The 22,086-nt window shown below is 60.3% G+C and carries 11 protein-coding genes, 2 rRNA genes and 2 pseudogenes; 7 read left to right on the top strand and 8 right to left on the bottom strand.

The genetic code is table 11. The features are described 5' to 3' along the window. The 3 genes from BREU_RS09315 to BREU_RS09305 form a co-directional block, all read left to right on the top strand. A 23S ribosomal RNA gene (locus BREU_RS09315) occupies nucleotides 1-247 on the top strand; the annotation flags it as partial. 178 nt (nucleotides 248-425) lie between these two features. Further along, a 5S ribosomal RNA gene (rrf, locus tag BREU_RS09310) occupies nucleotides 426-542 on the top strand. Nucleotides 543-868: 326 nt separating this feature from the next. Then, nucleotides 869-1,120, top strand: a complete 252-nt coding sequence (locus BREU_RS09305) for a hypothetical protein (protein WP_044090563.1) — start codon at nucleotides 869-871, stop codon at nucleotides 1,118-1,120. A gap of 318 nt (nucleotides 1,121-1,438) precedes the next feature. Here the strand turns inward: BREU_RS09305 and BREU_RS09300 are convergent, their stop codons facing one another. The 4 genes and pseudogenes from BREU_RS09300 to BREU_RS09285 all read right to left on the bottom strand — a co-directional run bounded on the left by BREU_RS09300 (nucleotide 1,439) and on the right by BREU_RS09285 (nucleotide 8,305). Beyond that, the gene (locus BREU_RS09300; protein ID WP_044090564.1) at nucleotides 1,439-3,772 is read right to left on the bottom strand and encodes a YhgE/Pip domain-containing protein; all 2,334 of its coding nucleotides are present in this window, start codon (nucleotides 3,770-3,772) and stop codon (nucleotides 1,439-1,441) included. Continuing rightward, nucleotides 3,769-6,513: a YhgE/Pip domain-containing protein gene (locus BREU_RS09295; RefSeq protein WP_044090565.1), complete on the bottom strand. Its 2,745-nt coding sequence runs from the start codon at nucleotides 6,511-6,513 to the stop codon at nucleotides 3,769-3,771. Before BREU_RS09295 ends, BREU_RS09300 begins: the two co-directional genes overlap by 4 nt. 298 nt (nucleotides 6,514-6,811) lie before the next feature. Beyond that, nucleotides 6,812-7,578: pseudogene (locus BREU_RS09290) on the bottom strand (nitroreductase family protein). Nucleotides 7,579-7,927: 349 nt separating this feature from the next. Beyond that, a complete protein-coding gene (locus BREU_RS09285; protein WP_044090566.1) occupies nucleotides 7,928-8,305 on the bottom strand; it encodes a DUF4235 domain-containing protein in 378 nt (125 codons plus the stop codon). 175 nt (nucleotides 8,306-8,480) lie between these two features. Here BREU_RS09285 and BREU_RS09280 point away from each other — a divergent pair, with 175 nt between their 5' ends. Further along, a complete protein-coding gene (locus BREU_RS09280) occupies nucleotides 8,481-9,194 on the top strand; it encodes a histidine phosphatase family protein (RefSeq protein WP_044090568.1) in 714 nt (237 codons plus the stop codon). 140 nt (nucleotides 9,195-9,334) lie between these two features. On the opposite strand, the gene BREU_RS09275 is transcribed toward BREU_RS09280, so the two are convergent. The 3 genes and pseudogenes from BREU_RS09275 to BREU_RS09265 all read right to left on the bottom strand — a co-directional run. After that, a complete protein-coding gene (locus BREU_RS09275; protein ID WP_044090569.1) occupies nucleotides 9,335-10,855 on the bottom strand; it encodes an ATP-binding protein in 1,521 nt (506 codons plus the stop codon). Nucleotides 10,856-11,092: 237 nt separating this feature from the next. Then, nucleotides 11,093-12,577, bottom strand: a complete 1,485-nt coding sequence (locus BREU_RS09270) for an amino acid permease (RefSeq protein WP_044090573.1) — start codon at nucleotides 12,575-12,577, stop codon at nucleotides 11,093-11,095. A gap of 1,390 nt (nucleotides 12,578-13,967) precedes the next feature. Continuing rightward, a pseudogene (locus tag BREU_RS09265) lies at nucleotides 13,968-14,525 on the bottom strand (TetR/AcrR family transcriptional regulator); the annotation flags it as partial. A gap of 169 nt (nucleotides 14,526-14,694) precedes the next feature. Between BREU_RS09265 and BREU_RS09260 the strand changes: the two are divergent. From BREU_RS09260 to BREU_RS09250, 3 genes are all read left to right on the top strand, one after another. Continuing rightward, nucleotides 14,695-15,399: an ABC transporter ATP-binding protein gene (locus BREU_RS09260; RefSeq protein WP_044090575.1), complete on the top strand. Its 705-nt coding sequence runs from the start codon at nucleotides 14,695-14,697 to the stop codon at nucleotides 15,397-15,399. Nucleotides 15,400-15,611: 212 nt separating this feature from the next. Further along, nucleotides 15,612-19,385 carry an FtsX-like permease family protein gene (locus tag BREU_RS09255; protein WP_044090576.1) on the top strand — a complete coding sequence of 1,258 codons (3,774 nt, stop codon included), beginning with the start codon at nucleotides 15,612-15,614 and terminating at the stop codon, nucleotides 19,383-19,385. A gap of 226 nt (nucleotides 19,386-19,611) precedes the next feature. Next, nucleotides 19,612-21,132: an amino acid permease gene (locus BREU_RS09250; RefSeq protein ID WP_044090577.1), complete on the top strand. Its 1,521-nt coding sequence runs from the start codon at nucleotides 19,612-19,614 to the stop codon at nucleotides 21,130-21,132. Nucleotides 21,133-21,569: 437 nt separating this feature from the next. On the opposite strand, the gene BREU_RS11980 is transcribed toward BREU_RS09250, so the two are convergent. Continuing rightward, entirely contained in the window at nucleotides 21,570-21,725 is a 156-nt protein-coding gene (locus BREU_RS11980) for a hypothetical protein (RefSeq protein ID WP_156100226.1), read from the bottom strand. Nucleotides 21,726-22,086: the final 361 nt, after the last annotated feature.

Genomic DNA, 22,086 nt, shown 5'->3' with positions numbered 1-22,086 from the left:
GAGAGGACCTGGGTGGACGAACCTCTGGTATGCCGGTTGTCGCGCCAGCGGCACGGCCGGTTGGCCACGTTCGGAAGGGATAACCGCTGAAAGCATCTAAGCGGGAAGCCTGCTCCAAGATAAGCATTCCTACAGCCCCATCGTGGGCTGGTGACCCCCCATGCAGAACACGTGGTCGATAGGCCGGACGTGGAAGCCCCGCGAGGGGTGGAGCCGACCGGTACTAACGGGGGAACGCCACACAACACACCAACCCCAAGGGTTGGAACACCGTACTGCAACCACATGATGCGGACGACAGGGAGACGACACCCGACTTCCCGAAGCGCATCGCACGAAACAACAGAACATCCTCGCGTCCATCCTCCGGTTCCCAAGCCGCCACAAGCCGGCGGGAACACGATTCCCGACCGAATGATGATTCTTGCGGCGGCCATGGCCCAGGTGAGACGCCCGGTCCCATTCCGAACCCGGAAGCTAAGGCCTGGCACGGCGATGGTACTGCACCCGACAGGGTGTGGGAGAGTAGCACGCCGCCGCATTAACACTTCAACAGAAGCCCCGATACCAACACGGTACCGGGGCTTTCCCGTTTTTCCCCCGCCCCGCGGCGGCATCCCGCCGGAGGGGGCCGATGACCGGTCGATGCCGGCTCCCCCTGACGGGGGAGCTCCCGGCGACAGCCGGGTGAGGGAGAGACACACGCAACACAATCGCCCCAGTCTCTCCCCCAGTCAGCTACGCTGACAGCCCCCTCGTCAGAGGGGGCCAGCACCTCCGCCGTCCGTCTCACGGCAACGGTCCATCAGAAGGGGCCATGACCGTACACGACATACGATGTCAATGCCGTCTTTACACTGAAAGTGCTATGCATTACTTCACGCCCAAACGCTGCGCCACGTCGAATAAGATCATGTACCACGACAAGGTACAGGCGCAGCATGCCGCGGAACAGAGCTTCATCGAGCGGGGAGCGGAATTGTGGGTGTACCGCTGCGAGTTTTGCGGCTGCTGGCATCTGACCCATCGCGATCCTCAATCGAGTTATCGGTATATCCCGCTCAATCAGGAGCTCAAACCGCATAGCCGCAAAAAAGGCTACAAACCACGCAGACGCTAGTGTTTCGCGTCGGTAGTTCGTTGTTTATATTCTGGCTCTCCTTGTCTGAACCGCACCGTAAGGCAGACGACGGAGCTGTTTGCTCATGGCAATGTCCCATCAGAAGGTGCCATGACCGTACGATGCCGGCTCCCTCTGACGAGGGAGCTCCCGGCGACAGCCGGGTGAGGGAGAGACACACGCGACACAATCGCCCCGGTCTCTCCCCCAGTCAGCCTCCGGCTGACAGCCCCCTCGTCAGAGGGGGCCAACAACACCTAGACAATTGCCAGACAAACCATTATGCGTCAGTGTGGCATGCAAGCCATAACGCGTATGTCACATTACCTTGGTGCTTTCCAGATTGCGGATAATCCAATCATTGAATCGAATCACCGGCTTGCGAAGCAGCAAGCCGAGCAACAGCGAAGGCACCAGGAACAGCGCGAGCTTGCCCATCGCGATCCAATACTCCATGCCGTACGCTCCAGCCATAGCGGAGTGCATCGCGTCCACCGCATACGGGAACAGCAGCCATTTGGATACCACTTGGAAGAACGGAGGCAGCGTCTCAATGGGGAATGTGCCGCCGGTGCCGGCAACCTGCACCACCAATAGCACCACAGCAATGGCCTTGCCGATATCCCCGAACGAAACCGTAAGCGTATACACCATATTCGAGAACACCAGAGCGGCCAGCCAGCCGACCATCATAAATTGAACCGGATGCTCGCATTGCACACCCAAATACAACAGATCGCCAAGGCACACCAGCGTGCCCTGCAGCAGTGCGAGGAAGCCGAAGATCATGTATCGCCCGAAATACTCATGATGCAGATGCAGCCCAAACGCACGGGCATTGCCCGGGGACTCCATACGTGGCTTGGACAACACATCCAAAGCGGCACCGGGGCCTGCCTCGCGGCCGGCGATAAGAGCCTCCTTGATACCCACCTCGGTGCCGAGCGGCAGATCATTGCCCAAACCGAGGATTTTCGCCTTTTCATGGTCGGAGACGGACACCTTGAGCATGGCCACCAGAATGATGGCACCCACCCAAATGGAGAGGATCGTATAGAACGGGGTCATGGCCGAGCCGTAATTGGCGGTCGGATACAGCGGGATGCGGTTGACCGACACCGGTGCGGACAGCATGGTGGCAAGGGCATCGGGGTCGGATGACAGTACTTCGGACAATCCTGCGCTGCCGGCGCTGCTGGCATTGCCCAGGCCGGAGAGCCGGCTGACCAAGGTGTCGAGTTTCTTCGCAGAGCGCCGGAGCGCGGCGGAAGCGTCGCCGAGCGAGGTACGAATCTCACTGATGCTGGATGACAGGCCGTTCGACAGCTTGGATACGCTGCCGATAGTACGGCTGAGTCCGGCGATGACCGTGTCGGTCTGGCTGGCGACATCGTCCATGGCGTCGGTGAGTTTGTCGAGCTGCGGCTGCAACGTATTCGTATACGTGTCGGATGCGTCGCGGATGGACTTTCGGGCTGCGGCAATGGAATCCTTGAGCTTCTGCCGGGTCTGCGCAACGGATGCCGTACCGTTCGATATATCGTTCGCCGCTGTGCCAAGGTCGGCGGCGGCGGACTGCAATTGCTGCTGCGTCTGCCGTGCCTGCTGCGAGGCGTTGGTCAGCGCCTGCTTGACCGCCGTGGAACTGCTGGAGTCCGCCAACGATTGCAAGGCGTCGGCATACTGGCCGAAGCTGTCCGCCTGCACCTGCACTGTGCCCTGCATGTCGGTCAGGGTGTGCGCCACCTGTGAAGCCTGCGTATCGATATTCGTGAAGGCGTCGTCGATCTGCGTACTCATCGCAGCATAGGCGCTATCGGCCTGTCCCAGTGCGCTGCTGATGCCCTCCATCGCGCCCGACACGGCTGCGCTGAGGCTGGCGGAACTGGACTTCGCCTGTTTCATGGCCTTACGGGCGTCCGACGCGGCCGAGTCGGTGGAACCGAGCAGCTTGTCCGTCGAGTCGATGATGCTGTTCGCCGCGCCCAGCAGATTCGAATAGGAGTCGATCTGCGACGCCATGGAGTTGAGTTTGGACGACGTGTCCTTCACATGAGTGGTGGCATTGGCGGCGTATTGCGCTATTTCCGGGCTTTGCGCATAGTCGGCCACGTTCGAGGCCAGATTCAGCGCCACGCTGGACAGTGTCTTTACGAACGTGCGATCGATGGTATTGGCCACGGTGCTGGCGCCCTCGTCCGTGATATGCGGGGCGATGGGATTGATTTTCTCGTTCAGATAGTATTCGAGCTGCGCATGCTTGATCTTGGGTGAGAACAGCGTCATCATATCCGCGCTGAAGCTTTTCGGTATGACCAGCGCCGCATAGTATTCGCCGGAATACACGCCGTCCACGGCCTTGTCGCGGTCCACGAACTGCCAGTCGAGGTCATGGTTGGCGCGCAATGCGCTGATGACGGTTTCGCCGACGTTAATGGGTACTGGAATCAGATCCGACTTATAGCCTGAGTCCGTGTTCGCCACCGCCACTTTCAAGGCTTTGGTATTGCCATACGGATCCCAGCTGGCCGCGATGTTGTACCAGGCGTACAGTGCCGGTACGATCACCAGGCCCATGGTCACGACCACCGCGATGACATTGCGGGTGGCCTGACGCAGGTCGCGCGTGAACAGTCGCCAGATCAGCTTCATCGCGCGCCTCCGCTCTGCGTGCTGCCTGTGTTGCCTGCGCTGTGTGCGCTGCCGGTATTGCTCATATCGCTCGTAACGTTCGCATTGTCCCATGCGCCTGCCCACGAATTCGCGTGCTTGTGACGAGCCCTGCGCCACACATAGCCGTTGAGCATGGTGTCGCGGAATTCATCGGCTGTCATTGCGCTGATGCCGATCTGACGCGCAAAGCTTTCCCGTATGTACTCCACAACGATGAGATATGCGTCAATGAGGATGATTGAGAGAATCCAGGCGGTCAGCATCGCGATTTTCGCGCGTGTGACGAACAGCAGAATCAGGAATACGAACGGCAGTACCGTAAGCAGCACCAGACCTGTGGTGATCAGGTGCGGATACCGGGCGAAGAAACGATGGGCGCGGCGGGTGATGAACGCGCGAAGGTCCTTGCTGCCGGATGTCGCGCCGAATACCGACGTGAGGCTTACCTGTTCGTTGACCATGCTGTTGTGCTCGGTGATCATCAGATCGGTGTCTCCCAGACGCCGATCGAACAGGGCGTTCAGATTCATCGCATAGCGGCGGACCACCAGCCCCACGAACAGGGCGACCGGCAGATACCAGGACAGATGCATCATGTCCAGCCAGTAGTGGTTCGCATAGGTGCCGGCTATCGGGCCGCGCATGGCATTGATGCCATAGGTGAATGGCAGCCACGGATGCAGTTCGCGGAAGAAGTCGGGCATGAGCTCGATGGGGTAGAGGCCGGATGCGCCCGGAATCTGCACGATGACGAGGATGACCGCCACGGCCTTGCCGATATGGCGGAACGCCACTGCCAGCGCATAGATGATGTTGATATAGACGAACGAGCAAAATATGCCGGCGAGCAGGAACAGCGCCGGATGCTCGCATTGGATGCCGAGGACGAGGTCGCCGACACATGCGATGAGCGCTTGCAGGAAGCCGACGGTGACCAGCAGCAGCCACCGGCCGAGGTACGCCTGCGTGGCGGTGACGTGGCGCAGATGCTCGCGGTCGACCTCCAGCTTGTAGATGGCGATGAGCACGAAGCCGCCCACCCACAGCGCCAGATTCGTATAGAACGGGGTGACTGCGGAGCCGTAGTTGTCGGTCGGATAGACGACTTTGGTGGCCAGACTGACCGGCTGGCTTAAGAATGTGCCGAATTCCTGATCATTAAGGTGCAGCGTATCGGTGAGGCTTTTATAGACGGCGGAACTGTCGAGTGCGCCCAGATCGGTGCGCACGGTGCGTACATCGCCGGCCAGCTGCGTGAGCGACTGCTGTGTGCCGGATACCGTGGAACGTGTCTGACTGATGGTGCCGGACAGTTGCTTGAACAATCCGTCCGCCTGATCGAGTGTGCCATTGAGCGAGACCAGCGTGCCATCCAGAGTGCCGTTGAGCGCGGCGAACCCGTTCAGGGATGCGTCGAGGTTGGGCATGACCGTGCCGGTCAGCGATTGGCGGGCCTGGCTGAGCGCCGCCAGGCCGCCTGTGGCCGCGGTGCCCATCGCCTTGGAGAGGTCGGTTGCGGCGTTCTTGCCGGAGCTGATGAACTTGGAGGCATCGGCGTGGAAGTCGTTGACTTGACTCTGCTGGGTGCTGATGACGTTGCTCAGTGCGTTGATTTGTGTCCATATCTGCTGGACGTTCGGGTCGCTGTTGTTCTCGTCGAGCCCTGTTTGACGAAGCGCGTCCTTGACGTTGTCCAAAGCGGCCTGTGTGCGGTCGAGCGGTGCGTTGAGTGCGTTGGTGATGGAGTCGACAGAGTTCTGTGCGGTATTGAACGAGCCGATGATGGTGCCGGCCGCGGTGTTCACGTCCACGGCGATGCCGGACAGCTGGGCTGAACTGGTATCGAGCGCTCCCACCAGCGTGGTGGAGAAGGCCTGGGACCCCTGTTGCGCTTCGGCCAGCAGTGTGCCGGATTGCTGCGAGGCCTTGCGCGCGCTCTCAATGGACTGTTTCAGGGAGTCGGTAGTCGCGGTGGCGTCCGCGATGGTGCTGTCCGCTGCCTTAAGTGCGGCGGACAGGTCGGTCAGCGACCGGTCCACGTTGTCGAGCGTGGTGAGCACCGTGTTGAGATCTGCGATGGAATCCTGTTGGGCGGCGTCTCCGGCCTTGTCCAGTTCACCTTTTGCTGCGGAGATGGATGACATCACGGTATCGCCGACGGTGGCGATGAATGCGGCGTTGATCTGTTCGTCGATGGTGGTGGCGCCGGTGTCGGTGATCTTCGGCGCGATCGCGTTCTTTTTCTCGTTGACGTAGTAGCGGATCTGGGGATGCTTGGAATTGGTGCCGCCGGTGGAGCCGCTGGTGGATTCGCCGGTGGAAGCACCGGTGGAACCGCCGGTGACTGAGTCGACCAGGCTCTCGCTGAAGTCCTTCGGCAGTACGATGGCCGCATAATATCGGCCGGTTTCCACGCCTGAGATGGCGTCATCCTCGCTGTCCACGAACCGCCAGCCCAGCTGATGATTGTCTTTCAGCTCGCTGACCACCTGGTCGCCGGCGTTGAGCTTGCCGACCAGCTCGTTGGAGGTGCCTCGGTCCTCATTGGCGACGGCCACCTGCAGGTTGCCGGTGGCCGAATATGGGTCCCAGTTGGCGAGGATGTTGAACCAGGCGTAGAGCGAGGGGATGATGGCCACACCCAGCGTGACTACCACGGCAACCGGGTTACGCAGGATGCGCAGCAGGTCACGCCGGTAAATACGCCATATTGTCCGCATGAGACCCTCGGTTCTAATTGGCGTTGTTGCGTGTGCGGTCTGCTTGTCGGTCTGATAATCCGCACTGGCACTGAAACCAACAAGCAGTCTATTCCCCGTGTTGCCGGGGAAGGTTCGGCAACACAGGGAACGCTCACGATTCGGCCCCTGCATGTCCAATATGTGGTCTCACGGTGTGGAATCGAGGGGCGCAGCAGGCTCATCCGAGGTGTTGCGCAGCGGAACCACGTGATGTTTCACGGAGTGTTTCACGTGGTATTCCACGTGGTCCCACCGGGTGTTTGACAAAAGCGGTTGTCTACTTGTCCAAGTCGAATCCTTGAGCGGCGGCCTTGTCGAGCAGTGTCTTGCCGCTCACGTCCTGCTGGCTGACTGTGGCGATCTGGTCGCTGAACGCATCCACCGGACGATCGGCCTGACGCAGGTCGTAATACTGATGCACTGCGGCATCGAACTCGGGCAGTCCGGCGAGCACGGCATCCCCATCGGCCGGGTAGGTGTTCTCGAAGAACTGCATCGTGCGCGGCATGCGCGGCTTCAATGCGGGCTCCTGATCGGGCTTGCCGATGGCCAGGCCCAGTACCGGGTAGGTGTATTCGGGCAGATGCAGGGTCTCGATGAGGCCGGGGATGTCGTTGAGCGGCGACCCGAGGATCACGCAGCCCAGTCCGAGCGAAAACGCGGCCGTCTCCATGGCGTGCAGGGCGAATGCGGCATCGTTCTGGGACTGGGTGAAACGGTAGCTGTTCTTCAGATGGAACGCCTCGGACTCGGGGTCGACGCCCTTGGACTTGGCGATCAGGGCGTTGCGGTGCTCATCGATGATGAACACGTACAGCAGGGGAGCGGTGGCGATATACGGCTGATTGCCGTATTCGGCGATGGTGGCCTTGATGGTCGGGTCGCTGATGCGGATGGCGGACCAGTCGTTGAAGAACTGGCTGGATGCGGCGTGTTGGGCGACGGTCTCCAGCGTGGCGACGGTATCGGCGTCGATGCTTCATCCTTGAACTTGCGGATGGAGCGGCGGTTGAGCAGGGTTTCGATAGTTGCGTTGGTAACCATACCTGCATTGTCGCACGTCTCACGGGCGGCTGCAGGTATTTTGTGCTTTCGGGGAACCGACTGCAGGTATTTTGTGTCTCGTTATGACCTTATATGGCCTGTAACTATGCACAATTCACCTGCAGTGGCGGTATTTGTACCGGTTTTACCTGCAATCAGGGTTGCTTCATGGCTGCAAAATACCTGCAGGCCTAAGGGAGTTTGGCCGAATGGGTTGCTATGCACCCATAAATAGGCTTGTTCTACCTGCAGCGCCTTTTGAAAGACGTGGGAACCGCAGTCTGCTGCAGGTGATTTGTGCCTAATTGTGAATCGACGGCTTGCCAGTGTTCGGCGGTCGTGTTTGGCGTCACCGGTGCAATCGGCGATGACGCCGATCGACCAGCGCCTGCGAGCCGCGGTCGGACAGCTGCGAGACCACCGCACCGCATGCGGCGGATATCGCAGCGAACGCGAGGCTCATCATCAAGCCCTGCGGCGCATCGGCGGCAAGTCCTTTGCGGAGATTGCGACGGGCCACGCCCTTGTCCCACACGGTCTGCAATACCTTGCCGGCCGCCAGTCCCGCCAGCGCCGGGACCGCGGACTTGAATAGCTTGTCCAGCAGCGAATCCGGGTCGTTCAGTCGGCGGTCGCGCAGGTTGTTGACGGCGTCATCGACGCGATGTAGACCATCCACCACCTGGTCGGCCTCGGTATGCAGGGCGGAGTCCATGTCATTGCTCATAGCCTACAGTCTAATGTCTTGGCTCGAATGGATTCGCCTCGCCTCACCTCGCGAGCTGTGCGGATGACCGTTGTGCGGATGACCGGTGTGCGCGGTACTGCAATACCTCAATCGAAATCACAGCAGTCGTGTGGCGAAAGTGGAGTCCGGGGCCCGCAGAGACTACAGTGGAGGCATGAGCGAACAGAATCAGAATGGCACCGTTGCTGTTGAATCGTCTCGTGGGGGCACTGGATTTTTGGTATTGCTGCGTCACGGACAGACCGTATGGAGCGAATCCGGTCAGCATACCGGCCGCACCGACATCCCGCTGACTGAGGTTGGCCGCCAGCAGGCGCGCGAGGCCGGGCAGCGGTTGCGCGACGCGTTCCCGGGAGGGTTCGCGGACGGCTGTGTGTTCTCCAGCCCGTTGAAGCGCGCGCGTCAGACCGCAGCGCTCGCTGGATTCGAGAATTGCGGCGTGCTGGATGGCATCGCCGAATGGGATTATGGTCCGGCCGAGGGCCGTACCCGTCAACAGGTGAGCGAGGCCTGCGGCTTCCAGTGGGATATCTGGCGCGACGGGCCGCGCTCGTTGGGTGCCGATATGCAGGGTGACTGGGTGGAGACCCTGCCGTCCGGCGAACAGGTTGCTGTGCACAACGGCCCCGGCGAGACCTTGGAGGAGGCCGCCGCGCGGGCCAAGGGGGCCATCGACGAGGTGCTGCCGCTGCTTGAAGGCGGGCACAACGTGCTGTTGGTGGCGCATGCGCATATCCTGCGCATCCTCACCTCGCAATGGCTGGGCGTCGACCCGCATTTCGCGCGCCTGCTGCGCCTCGACACCGCGCATTACTCGGTGCTGAGCGTCTACAAGGGCGATCACGTCATCGAACGGTGGAACGCCTGAGCTAGGGGATTGCGGCTGTGGTTGGAAGGGCCGCCCAATTCGGTAGCAGTATCGCCGCCGTTAACCCCGTTTGTAAAGAACTCTCACTGAGCGCTCCCCAGTGAGAGCTTTATCGTGTCACGATTATAGAAATCGTGTTACTACTGTGCGGTGCGATATGTCTGTTTACTGCTTTGCGGTTTGCCCGGCAAGCCTAGAACAAGTTGACCAGATACGACCAACGGTTGCACGTAAGTGCGCATCGTGTACGCAGTACTATCCAGACCGATGAAGTCTGCAATTTCTCGGCGGGTTCGCGGTGTCGCGCAAAATTGCAGAATTGCGGCATTACGCTCTTCGGGTCGGTTTTTGCGCCGGGTGCTAGGCCTATGACTGTCTGTCTGGTAGTTCAGTCGATTGAACGTCTCGTGGTTTACAGCGGATGGCGGCGTAGTCCGAGTAAGAGGAGAATACAATGTGGCTCTGAACTCCCCACGAGTGTTTTCAAATAATGGAGCGGCCATTCCTGTTTCTGAAGCCAGTCTGCGTACGGTGGGGATGCCGGAATAACGATTCTCCGTTACTCGCAGCACCTCCAGGGCATTTGCGATAACCGGATTGCGTGTATCTGGTTGAATAGTGCCAAGCTGATCGATGGTGAGTCTTCCATATAGGCCACCGGGATTGATGATGGTCATGCGGTCGTCAAAAATTTGCAGTTGTATTGGCATACCCTGTGTGTGAATGCTGTAGTCACGGTGTATGAGTGCATTTAATATCAATTCGCGGACGGCCTCAATCGGATATTCGGCGGTATCTATTCTCTCGCCGTTTTCAGGAGAGATGATCGTCGTTGTACGAATGTTCTTGCGTACAAAGGCGATGGCTCCGCGCAGCTGTTCATCAAGTGACCCCTCAATGCGAGCATTGTCGATGAACCGTTCCTCGTTTGGTCCTATCTCGCCGATTTGTGTGCCGGGGATTCGCGTTGCGATGATAGATAGCTGAGGGAAGAAGGCCTGTGGGTATGTGGCGAATAGCATAATCCCAGCTAGTGTCGGTTTTCCGTTTCGCAAGACGCTGGTGAGTTCTAGAATGCGAGATTCACTAAGTTGTGCAAAATGAGGGCGCTCGCTTTTGAGCGCAAGTTCATACCGCAGTAGGGAGTCTCGGTCGAGGTCATCGGCCTCGGCGCGTTCCACGATGCGTATTTCGTCCTCGTATTTGCGGCGAAACGCTTCGTAGCTGTAGATTTCGTACTCTGTCATCGGTTCGTCAGCGTCTCCGACCCTCACATATGATCCTTTGTATCGGCCCCTACCCTCATAGAAACAGGGGCGGTCGGTGACGTCTTGTGCGGGAATTTCGGCGCTAACTACATGATTGCCGTCAATGGTGCAAGTGGTAAACACTGCTCGGACTTTTGGATGCATTTGGTTGCACTGCTCCGTAACATGCTTCATTAAATCCTGCACGTCATAGACATCCACAACGGCGTAACTGTGGGCCTCGTCAATACCGAATATGATAATGCCGCCATTGTCCTGATTGGAGAAGGCCGAAAGAGTGTCATACAGTTTAGTCGGGCAGCCATGGTTCGCAGCCTTAAGCTCGATAGTTTGTGATTCTGCCTGCAAATCTTGTACTTTTTTCACTAATTGAGTCAATTCGATCTCAAGCATGATTAAACTCCTTAAAAAGTACAATATTTAGTTTGAGTTTATCAAAGTATGTCAAAGTATGTACAACATTTTGGAGTTGTGTTTGAGATTTTCGGGTTGCCTCAGTAATGCCTTTTATCCGTGTCGGAGTCCCCCAATTCGGTAGCAGTATCGCCGCCGTTAACCCCGTTTGCAGGAAATCCTCACTGAAGGGCGTTCAGTGAGGATTTCCTGCAAACGGGCCCCTACTTGCGCACCCTACTTACGCGCCTGAGTGAGCTGGTAGGCCACGAAGAGGATGGCGAGCCAGATCACGCCGGCGATGACGGCCACGCGGTAGCTGGCGGAGAAGCACATCAGCACCACCACGAGCGCCAGGAAGGCGAGTACCACCCAGGGCGTGACGCGGGCGAACGGCAGCTTGAAGTGGATCGCGTCGAGCGCTTTCTGGCCGGAGAGGCCGGCCAGTGCGGAATCCTCGGGGGCGTTGCCGGCGGCCACCACCTTGCGGAACTTCATTTCGGTGAACATGATCATCGTCCAGTTGATGATGCCGGCGATCGTGGCGATCGACATCAGGTAGTTGAACGCGAACTCGGGCCATACGAACACCACCACCACGGCGATCGCGGTGATTACCGCAGAGGTGAGCACGCCGGCCACCGGCACGCCATGCGCATTCAAGCGGCCCAGATAAGCGGGCGCGTTGCCCTGCTTGGCCAGCGAGTACAGCATGCGGGAGTTGGCGTACAGGCCGGAGTTGTAGACGCTCATCACGGCGGTCAGGCACACGAAGTTGAGGATGCCGGCGGCTGCGTGGATGCCTACGGAGTCGAAGATCTGCACGAACGGGCTGGGCGTGTCGTCGCCGCCGATGGTGTTCCACGGCACCACGGCCATGATCACGCCGAGCGCGCCGATGTAGAAGACGAGGATACGCCAGATGATGTCGTTGGTGGCGCGCGGGATCGTGGTGCGCGGGTCCTCGGTCTCGCCGGCGGTGATGCCGATGAGCTCGGTGCCGCCGAAGCTGAACATCACGACGACCAGCGCCATCAAGAGGCCGGTCCAGGAGCCGTCCTTGGCCTGGCCCATCAGGCCGTGCGGGAAGAAGCCGCCGCCCACGGTGAACCAGTTGGCGAAGCTCGCCTTGATGCCGGACGCGGTCGGCAGGGCGAAGACGATGACCGCGAGGCCGCCGATGATCATCGCGATCACGGCCACGATCTTGATGATGGCGAACCAGAATTCGAACTCGCCGAACTTGGAGACGCCCAGCAGGTTCGCGGCGGTGATCAGCACGAGGAACACGGCTGCGGAGACCCAGGTCGGAATCGCGGGGAACCAGTAGTTCACGAACGAGCCCACCACGGCGAGCTCCACCATGGAGACGAGGATGTAGTTGAACCAGTAGTTCCAGCCGGAGATGAAGCCGGCGCGCTTGGACCAGTAGCGGGTGGCGTAGTAGCTGAAGGCGCCGGCCTTCGGGTCCTCGACCGACATCTCGCTCAGCGCACGCACGATCATGAAGATAGCGAGTCCGCCGATCAGGTAGGCGAGCAGGATGGACGGGCCGGCCAGCGCGATGGATTCGCTGGAGCCGTAGAACAGGCCGGTGCCGATGGCGCCGCCGAGCGCGATCAGCTGGATGTGGCGGTTCTTCAATGATTTGCGCAGCGTTGCGGGAACCGGCACGTCGTCGGTTTCGCGCGGCTTGCCGCTGGGTGCGTCTGCAGTGCTCATGATGGTGTTTCTTCTTCTCTGATTATGGATGGTACTGCGCATTGCAGCCCTGATGCTTCCGCGGCGGCTGCGGCGCGCAATGCAGGCCATTGTATGCCGCCCGCGTCGCATTTTGTGTGATGCGTTCGGTTGGCGGCGCGATATTCGACCGTGTCACGGTGATTTGGGCGTGATGCTGTGCTGTGCAACGGTGCTGTGCAACTTGCGTGTGCTCATCCACCACGGTGAGGGACACCTGATAATGGTGTTCGCCATCGGCGTCCGTTGCGCAGAAGTCGACTTCAGCGGCCCCTATTTTGCCGATGTTGACGGTTCGGTAGCGGCGCTGTTGTGCTGTATGGGGATGGCTGGTTTGTCTCTGTAGCGGGGAATCGTGCTTTTGTGTTGTATCGGGACAGTGTGGCGGCCGTGTTTTTGTCCCTGTAGCTGAAAAACCTGCCTTCGTGGTGTACGGGGACGGTTGTCTTTGTCTCTGTAGCGGGAAACTGTGCCGTCGTGGTGTACAGGGGCAGGTTTTCGTGTCCCTGTACCGTGTATCGGCGTTTTTTGTTCTTCCGGGACAGTTTTTCCTGTCGTCACTTGTTGCCCGCATTGCGGGCATCTTCGGAAATCCTTGATATTAAGCCATTCTTTGCGTGTGGGGATTCGTGAGGTGCCGAGATGTCGGGAGATTGTCTGTCCTTATACGCGACAAGCCGCTGATTGTGGCTACAGGGGCACGGAATCATGTCCCTGTAGCCGAATTTGGGGTGATTCTCGCGTTCCGGGACAGTTGCGTCGGGCGGTTGCGCCGAAGCCGCTCCATGATCGTCCCTGAATCGTCCGATTCGATCGCCGGCATCATGACTCGCTGCAGGTGCCGCCTCATGCAACCATCCCGAGCAGTCGCCGCGTGCAGCCATCCCGGGCGGTCGCCGCGTGCAGCCATCGCGTGCAGCCATCGCATGCGGCCATCTCATGCCGCCCCCGAGCAGTCGCCTCATGCAACCGCCCGAGCAGCCGCCCCATGTAACCGCCCGAGCAGCCGCTCATCCGCCATCCCGAGCCGCCATCCCAAGTAACCGCAGTCACCGCTGCCGCGCCTTCATCTCGGCGCGCGCGACCTGCTCGATAGGGGCGGCGGTCAACCTGAACGCGCATTCCGACCATGCCATGTCCAACATGACTGCTGCTCGTTGCGGAACGTCACATCAGACATCGCCTCCCTGAAGTGAAACCTATCAGTCACCTGATAGGTTTCACTGTTTATATCGATTTTAATCAGTTGGCTGATGGGTTTGTGTGGTTGGGGTGTGAGCTGAGCATGGCTCGGCATGGGATCGCGCTCTGGCTCCGCCCGCGCGTTGTGTCGCTGGAATGAGGGTATGGTGGGTGAGTCGCCGTCATGCCTTGGCAGGGCCATGGTGAGGATGGTGCGGGCCACGGCTTCCGGCGTGGCCGTGAGGTCGGTGGAAAGCCAGTACTGGATGAGTCCGATGCTGCCGGATACGGCGAATCGCATGCGCATCTGCGCCTCGGTAGGGTCGGGTGCCCCGGATTGCATTTGCTCGGCGACGCCTCGCCGGCTGTAGATCAACTCCAGCAGCTGCTGCTGGAATCCGACGTCGGCCTTGGGACTCATCAGCACCTGCAGATGATTGCGGTTGTCGGCGATATACCGGCAAATCTGCTCGATGATGCGCTCGATGCCGGAGACGTCCAGCTGGCGCAACAGCTGGTCGAGCGCCGCCGTGACCCATGCCATGGTCCCGTCCTCGATGTCATGCAGCAGCTCGTCGATGCTCGCGTAATGCGCGTAGAACGTCGAGCGATTCACATCCGCCCGCTCGCACAGTGCCTTGACGGTGATGGCGTTGACCGGCCGCTCGCGCATCAGTTCGATCAGCGCATCCTGCATGGCCTGCCGTGTATATCGTGTGCGGCGGCTCTCCGTCATGTCCTTGGTCATGCAATCGTCCTTCTGCCTGGGGGCTGTCCGGTCTTGCCTGGTTCTGCGTAGTCCGACATTATGCAAGCCGACTGTCGGTTGTGGAACCGACACAGTGTTGTTTTACTGGAGTATAGCAATCATTCGTGGGTTGTCGTTCGGGATTGTCATTCATGGGCAGGGGAGTGCGATGGCGTATATCGAATTCGATCATGTGATCAAGGAGTATGCGACCGGTGCGGGCGAGCCGATCCGTGCGCTCGACGAGGCGAGCTTCACCGCCGACCGAGGCGAGCTCACGGTGATCCTCGGCCAGTCTGGTGCCGGCAAGACCACGGCGCTCAACATCCTGGGCGGCATGGATACGGCCACTTCGGGCCGCGTGGTGGTCGGCGGCCGCGACATCACCGGCCTCGGCAAGCGCGAGCTCATCGGCTACCGTCGCACCGACATCGGCTTCGTATTCCAGTTCTACAATCTGGTGCCGAACCTCACCGCGCTGGAAAACGTGGAGCTGGCCTCGCAGATCTGCCCCGACCATTTCGACCCGGCCGACACATTGCGCAAGGTCGGGCTTGGCGACAGGCTTGACAATTTCCCCGCGCAGGTGAGCGGCGGCGAACAGCAGCGCGTCTCGATAGCCCGTGCGATTGCCAAGAAACCGAAGCTATTGCTCTGCGATGAGCCGACAGGTGCGCTCGATTATGAAACCGGCAAGGAAGTGCTGCAGTTGCTGCAGGACATCTGCCGCGCCGAAGGCATGACCGTGCTCATCATCACGCACAATTCCGCGCTCGCGCCGATGGCTCACAAGGTGATCCACTTCCGCTCCGGCAAGGTGGTGGGGCAGGAGTTCAACGTCGCTCCCACGCCCATCGCCGACATCGAATGGTGAGGCCGATGACAATGGCTGCGAGACACGGGCGTAACGGTGGCGGCGACGTTCCGCGCGGGGGATTGCCTGCAACCTCTGGAAGGGTGACCGAAGACCCCGAACAGGGCGTGGAACCTTCTGTGAAACCTTCTGTGGAACCTCCCGTGAAACATGTTGTGAAACAATCTGTGAAACATGAAGAAGAGCGTCGTTCCAGCGATGACGGCAGCGCCATGCGAGGCGCAGGCCTCTCCGGCGCGTTCGCCAAGGATATGTGGCGCTGCTGGCTGCGCAGCTGGAAGCGATTCGTGTCGATCGCCGTCATCACGATGCTCGGGGTGGCGGTGCTGACCGGCATCTACGCCGGATGCCGTGACGCCTTCCTCGCCGCAGGCCGGTTCTACCATCAGCAAGGCCTGCATGATCTGCAGGTGCTTTCCACATACGGTCTGACCGACGACGATGTGGCCGCATTGCGCGAGGTCGAAGGCGTGGAAGTCGTGCAGCCGGAGCGCTCGCAGACGGTCACTGCATCAGTCAAAGGTGCGAAGAAAACCGTCACCATGCAGGAGATCGGCACCGAGGGGCTGGACCAGCCGTATCTACAGCGTGGTGAAATGCCAGACAAAGCCGGTGAAGTGGCGGTGACGCAGCAGTTTCTGGACGACAGCGGTCTCAAGATCGGCAGTCATATCACCGTGACCGCTCAGCAGACTGCGTCGCCGATTGCTGGGGCCATGCCGTCCGACACAGACGGTGACGGCAATGCCGGCGATGACGCCGCTACCGCTGAAAGCGCCGGGAAAGTGGGTGCCGCGTCTGATGCCGCCAGTTCTGAGACGAACGCCTCCAGTGCCGATACCGAGCAAGCCCCGCAATTCCCCACGGAACTCACCATCGTCGGCGTGGTGCTCGACCCGCGCGACCTCAGCAATCCGTCGGGCTACTCCAGCATGACCTCCTTCCGGTCCACGTCATCCGAGGATTACGTGTTCTTCGCGCCCAGCGCGGGAGTGACCGGCAACGTGTACACGGCGATCTCCATCGCCGTCGCCGGCGCGTCCGCATACGACACGTTTTCTGATGACTACGACGCCGCCGTCAAGGCCGTCGCCGACCGTATCGAGAGCCAAGTGCAGAACGAGCAGCAGAGAACCCGGCGCCAACGTATCGTGGCCAACGCGCAGAGCACGCTTGATGATGCCAAAACCAAGGCCATGAAGCAGCTTGATGACGCGCAAAAGGACATCGACGGCAATCGAGCCGAACTGCAGGCCAACGAGAAAACGCTGACAGACAGTCGTACCCAACTGGAGCAGAACAAGACGGCTCTCACCGACGGCGAGCGGCAGATCGCTGAGGGACGCACGCAGATCGCCGACGCACGCCAGCGCATCGCCGAGGGACGCACGCAGATCGCGGACGCTCGCGCCCGACTCGAATCCGGCAAAGCGCAACTGGCCAGCGCTAGGCGGCAACTTGACGCTGTGCAAGCCGAGCTGACCGCCAATCGCACCAAAGTCGAACAAGGCATCACACAAATCGGCCAAGGCATGGCGCAAATCGATCAGATGCTTGCGCTGATCGAACAGGCCGATGGATTGCTGGCCCAGCTCGACCCCAATATCGACCTTGACTCGCCCACCTGGCAGGCCATCAAGGCACTGCTCGCGCGCCTTGGCATCACCGTGCCGGACGTCCCCTCCATCGGGTCGCTCAGGCAGCAGCTCGCCGCCAAACAGGCCGAACTACAGACCCAGCGCGATTCGCTGGCCGGACAGCAAGCCGAACTGCAGCGCACGCTGAACGAGACCATCATCCCTGCGCAATCCACCTTGGACGAGCAGAACCGGCAGTTGAGCGCCAAAGAACAGGAGACCGCCGCCGGCGAAGCCCAGCTCAATACGCAATCCGCCGAACTCGAGGCCAACGCCACCCAGCTGGAAACGCAGTCGGCGCAGCTCGAAGCACAGGCCGCGCAGCTGGCGGCCGGCCGACAGCAGCTCGAAGAAGGCGAACGTCAGCTCGAACAGGGCGAGCGGCAGCTCAAGGACGGCAAGCAACGACTCGACGAAGCGCAACAGCAATTGGACGCCAAGCGCAGCGAGGCGGAAAGCACATTCGCCCAGCAGCAGCGCCGCATCGACGACGTGGCCAACGCGCGCTGGTATGTGCAGACGCGCGCCTCAATCGGCGGGTTCAGCGCATTCAAATCGGACATCAGCTCCATCGAATCCATCGGACGCGCGTTCCCCGTCGTGTTCCTGGCGGTCGCCGTACTGATGAGCCTGATTACCATGACCCGCATGGTCGAGGAGGACCGCGGCCTCATCGGCACATATCTCGGGCTTGGCTACGGCGGTCTCACGGTGTCCATGCGATACCTGCTGTTCGCATTGCTCGCCTGTCTGATCGGTGGCGGGGTCGGGTTGCTGGCCGGATTCCTCGGCATTCCGGCGTTCCTGCTCGTGGTGATCGAGGGGCTGTACGTGCTGCCCGGCGTGCGGCTCGAATATGACTGGCTGTATGGCTCTGCGGGCATCCTGCTGTTCGTGGTGGGCGTGGGTGTGGCGACCGCGCTCGTCTGCCGAGGCGAGATACGGCATGCACCGGCCGTGCTGATGCGGCCCAAGGCCCCCAAGGCGGGCGCGCGCATCCTGCTGGAGCGAATAACGCCGGTATGGGGTCGGCTGAGCTTCCTCGGCAAGGTGACCGCGCGCAACATCTTCCGGTTCAAGGAGCGACTGCTGATGACCGTGGGCGGAGTGGCCGGCTGCACGGCGCTGATCGTCTGCGGATTCGCGATCAACGACACCGTGGCCACCATCGGCGTCAAACAGTACGAGAAGATTTATCAGTATGATCTGATGGTCGTGTCCAACGACGACGATGCCGCCGCGATGCGCAAGCGGATTGCGGCGGACGGGAAGACCTCCGAAACGCTGAATCTGCGTGTGGACAACGGTACGATGTCCAACTCCGCTGAGGAGAGCGAGACCGTGCAGCTGATGACGGTTCCGGAGGATTCGCTCGCCGCGCTGAACGACATGGTGACGCTTCGATCGGCGGACGATGGCGGTTGGCTGGGATTGCCGAGGTTTGCCGATGTGTCGGATTGGTTTGGTGGCTCCGGTGGCAGCGGCGGCTCGGTGACGCTGGATGATAGCGGGGTGATTGTGGCGCAGTCGGCGGCCAATTCGCTGGGCGTGCATGCCGGCGACACCGTGACGCTCGGCAACGGCGGCAGCGCGCGTGCCACGGTGAAGGTCGCCGCGGTGACGCGCAACCTCATCGGCTCGGATGTGTACATCAGCGAACGGCTGTATGACCAGAAGTTCGCGGGTGACGCCTCCTCCCGGGCGGGCGGCGAGACGGCGTCTGTTGCGGATGGTGCTGTTGCGGATGGTGCTAAGGATACGGATGACGCGGCAGCGTCGTCGGATCCCGGCGGTTCCTCCTCGACCTTGACGTGGAACGCCATGCTGGCCAAGCTCAAGGGCTCCGATGCCGATCAGATCGCGTATTCGGACCGGCTGGGCGAGGATCCGGCGGTGCTCAAGGCGGTGAGCTCCGCGCATCTGGCGGAATCGTTCAAGTTCGATCTGATGGGCGCGGTGGTGGCGCTGATCGTCGGGTTGGCGGGCGGCCTGGCCTTGGTGGTGCTGTTCACGCTGGCCAATACGAACGTCTCCGAACGGGTGCGTGAGATGGCGACGCTGAAGGTGCTCGGCTTCTTCGACAGGGAAGTGCACTCATATGTGAACCGCGAAATGCTGATACTCACTGGCATGGGCGTGCTTGTGGGGCTGCCGCTCGGCCGGTGGATAGGCGGCTTGCTGACCGCTGCGCTGAACATGCCGTCGCTGTATTTCGAGGTGGAGGTGCACTGGTATAGCTACCTTATCGCCGCTGTGGCCACGTTCGCGTTCGCGCTGCTCGTGCAGTTGTTCACCAACCCGGTGCTCGACCGGGTCGACCCGGTCAGCTCGCTCAAATCTGTGGAGTAGCGGTTCAATTTATGTGGCAAAAATTGAACTTATTGGACGGAAATTTACAACATTGTTACGCCTGTTCGTTGAACCGCCGCAGTCCCGCAGAGCCAAGCAATGCTACAGTCTGAACTTGAATTGAACAGTTGGTGCGCATGCCTATGCGATTGATATCGGCATGGGCGGCGCGCAGCGGGAAAGAACGAGTTGTATGACCGAATCGAACACGACGGCCGGAAGCGGTATGGGAAGCGTTGACGTCGCTGGGAATAAAAGGGATTCCGGTACTCTGAAATCCGTCGAAAGCCTCGACAAGAACAACGAGATGGCGCGCGGCCTGAACAACAGGCACGTGCAGTTCATCGCCATCGGCGGCACCATCGGCACTGGCCTGTTCCTCGGCTCCGGCAAATCCATCGCGCTGACCGGTCCGAGCATCGTGTTCGTGTACATCGGCGTGGGCATCATCATGTTCCTGCTCATGCGCGCCATCGGCGAGCTGATGTACCGCGACCCGAGCCAGCACACGTTCATCAACTTCATCACCCGCTACCTCGGCCGCGGATGGGGCAAGTTCGCCGGCTGGTCGTACTGGATCGTGCTCGTGCTCATCGGCATGAGCGAAATCACGGCCGTCTCCACGTACTTCATCACGTTCTTCGACACGTTCGGCTTCGATCTGAGCCATTGGAAATGGCTGATCGAGCTGTGCTTCCTCGCCGCGCTCGTGACCATCAACCTCATCGCCGTCAAGGCGTTCGGCGAGGCGGAATTCTGGTTCTCGATGATCAAGATCACGCTGATCTGCGCGATGATCGCCACCGCTGTGGTGATGGTGGTGATCGGCTACCATTACGACGCCGTGCAGATCACCGGCCAGGACGGCATCTCGCCGGCCGGTCACGCGGGCATCGACAACATCACCAACAACTTCCAGATCGCGCCGAACGGCTGGCTGAGCTTCCTGATGAGCTTCCAGATGGTGTTCTTCGCGTACGAGATGATTGAATTCGTGGGCGTCACCGTCTCCGAGACGCAGAATCCGAGGAAGGTCTTGCCGAAGGCCGTCAACGAGATCATCGTGCGCGTGCTCATCTTCTATGTCGGCGCGCTGCTGGCCATCATGGTGATTGTGCCGTGGACCACGTTCAAGCCGAACAAGGATGGCTCCTTCGCGTCCCCGTTCATCATGGTGTTCCAGTTCGCGGGGCTCAAGTGGGCTGCCGCGATGGTGTTCTTCGTGGTGATCACCGCGGCCTCCTCGGCCCTGAACTCGCTGCTGTACTCGGCCGGCCGTCACCTCTACCAGCTGGCGAGCGAGTCCGAGTCGCCTGCATTCCAGAAGATCGGCCAGGTCTCCCGCCGACAGGTGCCGGCGCGCGCGATTCTGGTGTCCGCCGCGCTGATCCTGCTTTCGCCGATCGTCAACGCGATCCCCGGCGTCTCCGGCGCGTTCGTGCTGTTCGCCTCCGCCTCCAGCGCCGTCATCGTGTTCATCTACGTACTCACGATGATCGCCCACCGCAAGTATCGCCGCTCCGCCGACTTCATCGCCGACGGCTTCGTGATGCCCGCGTGGAAGGTGCTCAATACGGTGGCGATTGTGTTCTTCGTGTTCGTCTACTGCACGCTGTTCCTGGCCGACGATACGCGCATGTCCGCCATCGCCGGACTGGTCTGGCTCGTGGTGTTCGGCGGCTACTGCCTGCTGCATGACCGCTTCCAGAATCGCGATCTGAAGGCCGCGCTGCAGCATCGCGACTGAACGCGCGCGGCACTGTGCTGCGCTGCACCCATAAGCCCCGGTTCCTGCATCGATGATGCCCGGATACCGGGGCTTTGTACATCTCACCGTGGGGTCTACGCTGCTGTGTTTACCATACGGACTGGTATGCGTCAGGAATCCACTATGTGAGTAACAGATTATCGAATATCGGGTGTGTCAACCAGCTGTCGCGAAGGCGTCTGCTTCATTTACGAACGGCATGATACGGCCAAGGCATGCAGGCCGGTCGACGAGCCGAAGCTGTCTTTCTTTCATATGAGAAATTGTGGCGAAAGGATGTGTGATTTCCTGCATGGAAGAAAAACTGGCGCGATGATGCGACATCGGCTATCGTGGCACGGAAGAGCGTCACGGTAGCCGATATCTGAGTTCTATTACTTCGTATGGCATGGGCCACGTCGGAATGGCGTGTGATTTCAGTGCTGCGCAGGGCGTCCTGAGGCGAAACCGTACTGCAATGTGCCATGCACCAGCGCGGAAGTGAAGTGCGCCGTGCACAGGCCTGCCTCCTCGGCTTCATGCGTGCATCCGGCAATACTGCATAGCAAGACCTTGCGATTGCGAATCATCATTAATCCCCTTCGTTAGGATGGCGTCCATGCCATCTATCGTTCCCTAGCATAGGCGAACTACGTCATGAAAGCCAAAGCACGGGCGATTCTGCGCGGTTTTGAGCGATTCGAGATGGATTGTTGGGATTTTTGAGCCTTCGCCAGTTTGTGTGGTGGGGTGTTGAGCCTCGGCGTTGTGGCCGGGGCTTTTGTGTATGCGGGTATGGAAGGGGCGTTCGCCTGTTAGGTTTGTTTCCGCCAAGAAATAGAACCGAAGAACAGAGGAACGCCTGTGCCCACCATATCAGCCGGCGCGCTCAAGCGCATGCTGCATCTGCCCGCCAACGTCGTGATCGGCACGCCCCGCATCGAACGGATCGCC

The sequence above is a fragment of the Bifidobacterium reuteri DSM 23975 genome (genome assembly GCF_000741695.1).
GTDB lineage: Bacteria > Actinomycetota > Actinomycetes > Actinomycetales > Bifidobacteriaceae > Bifidobacterium > Bifidobacterium reuteri.
The sequence above is the reverse complement of the archived record's forward strand: the minus strand, read 5'-3'. Positions and strand labels throughout refer to the sequence as shown.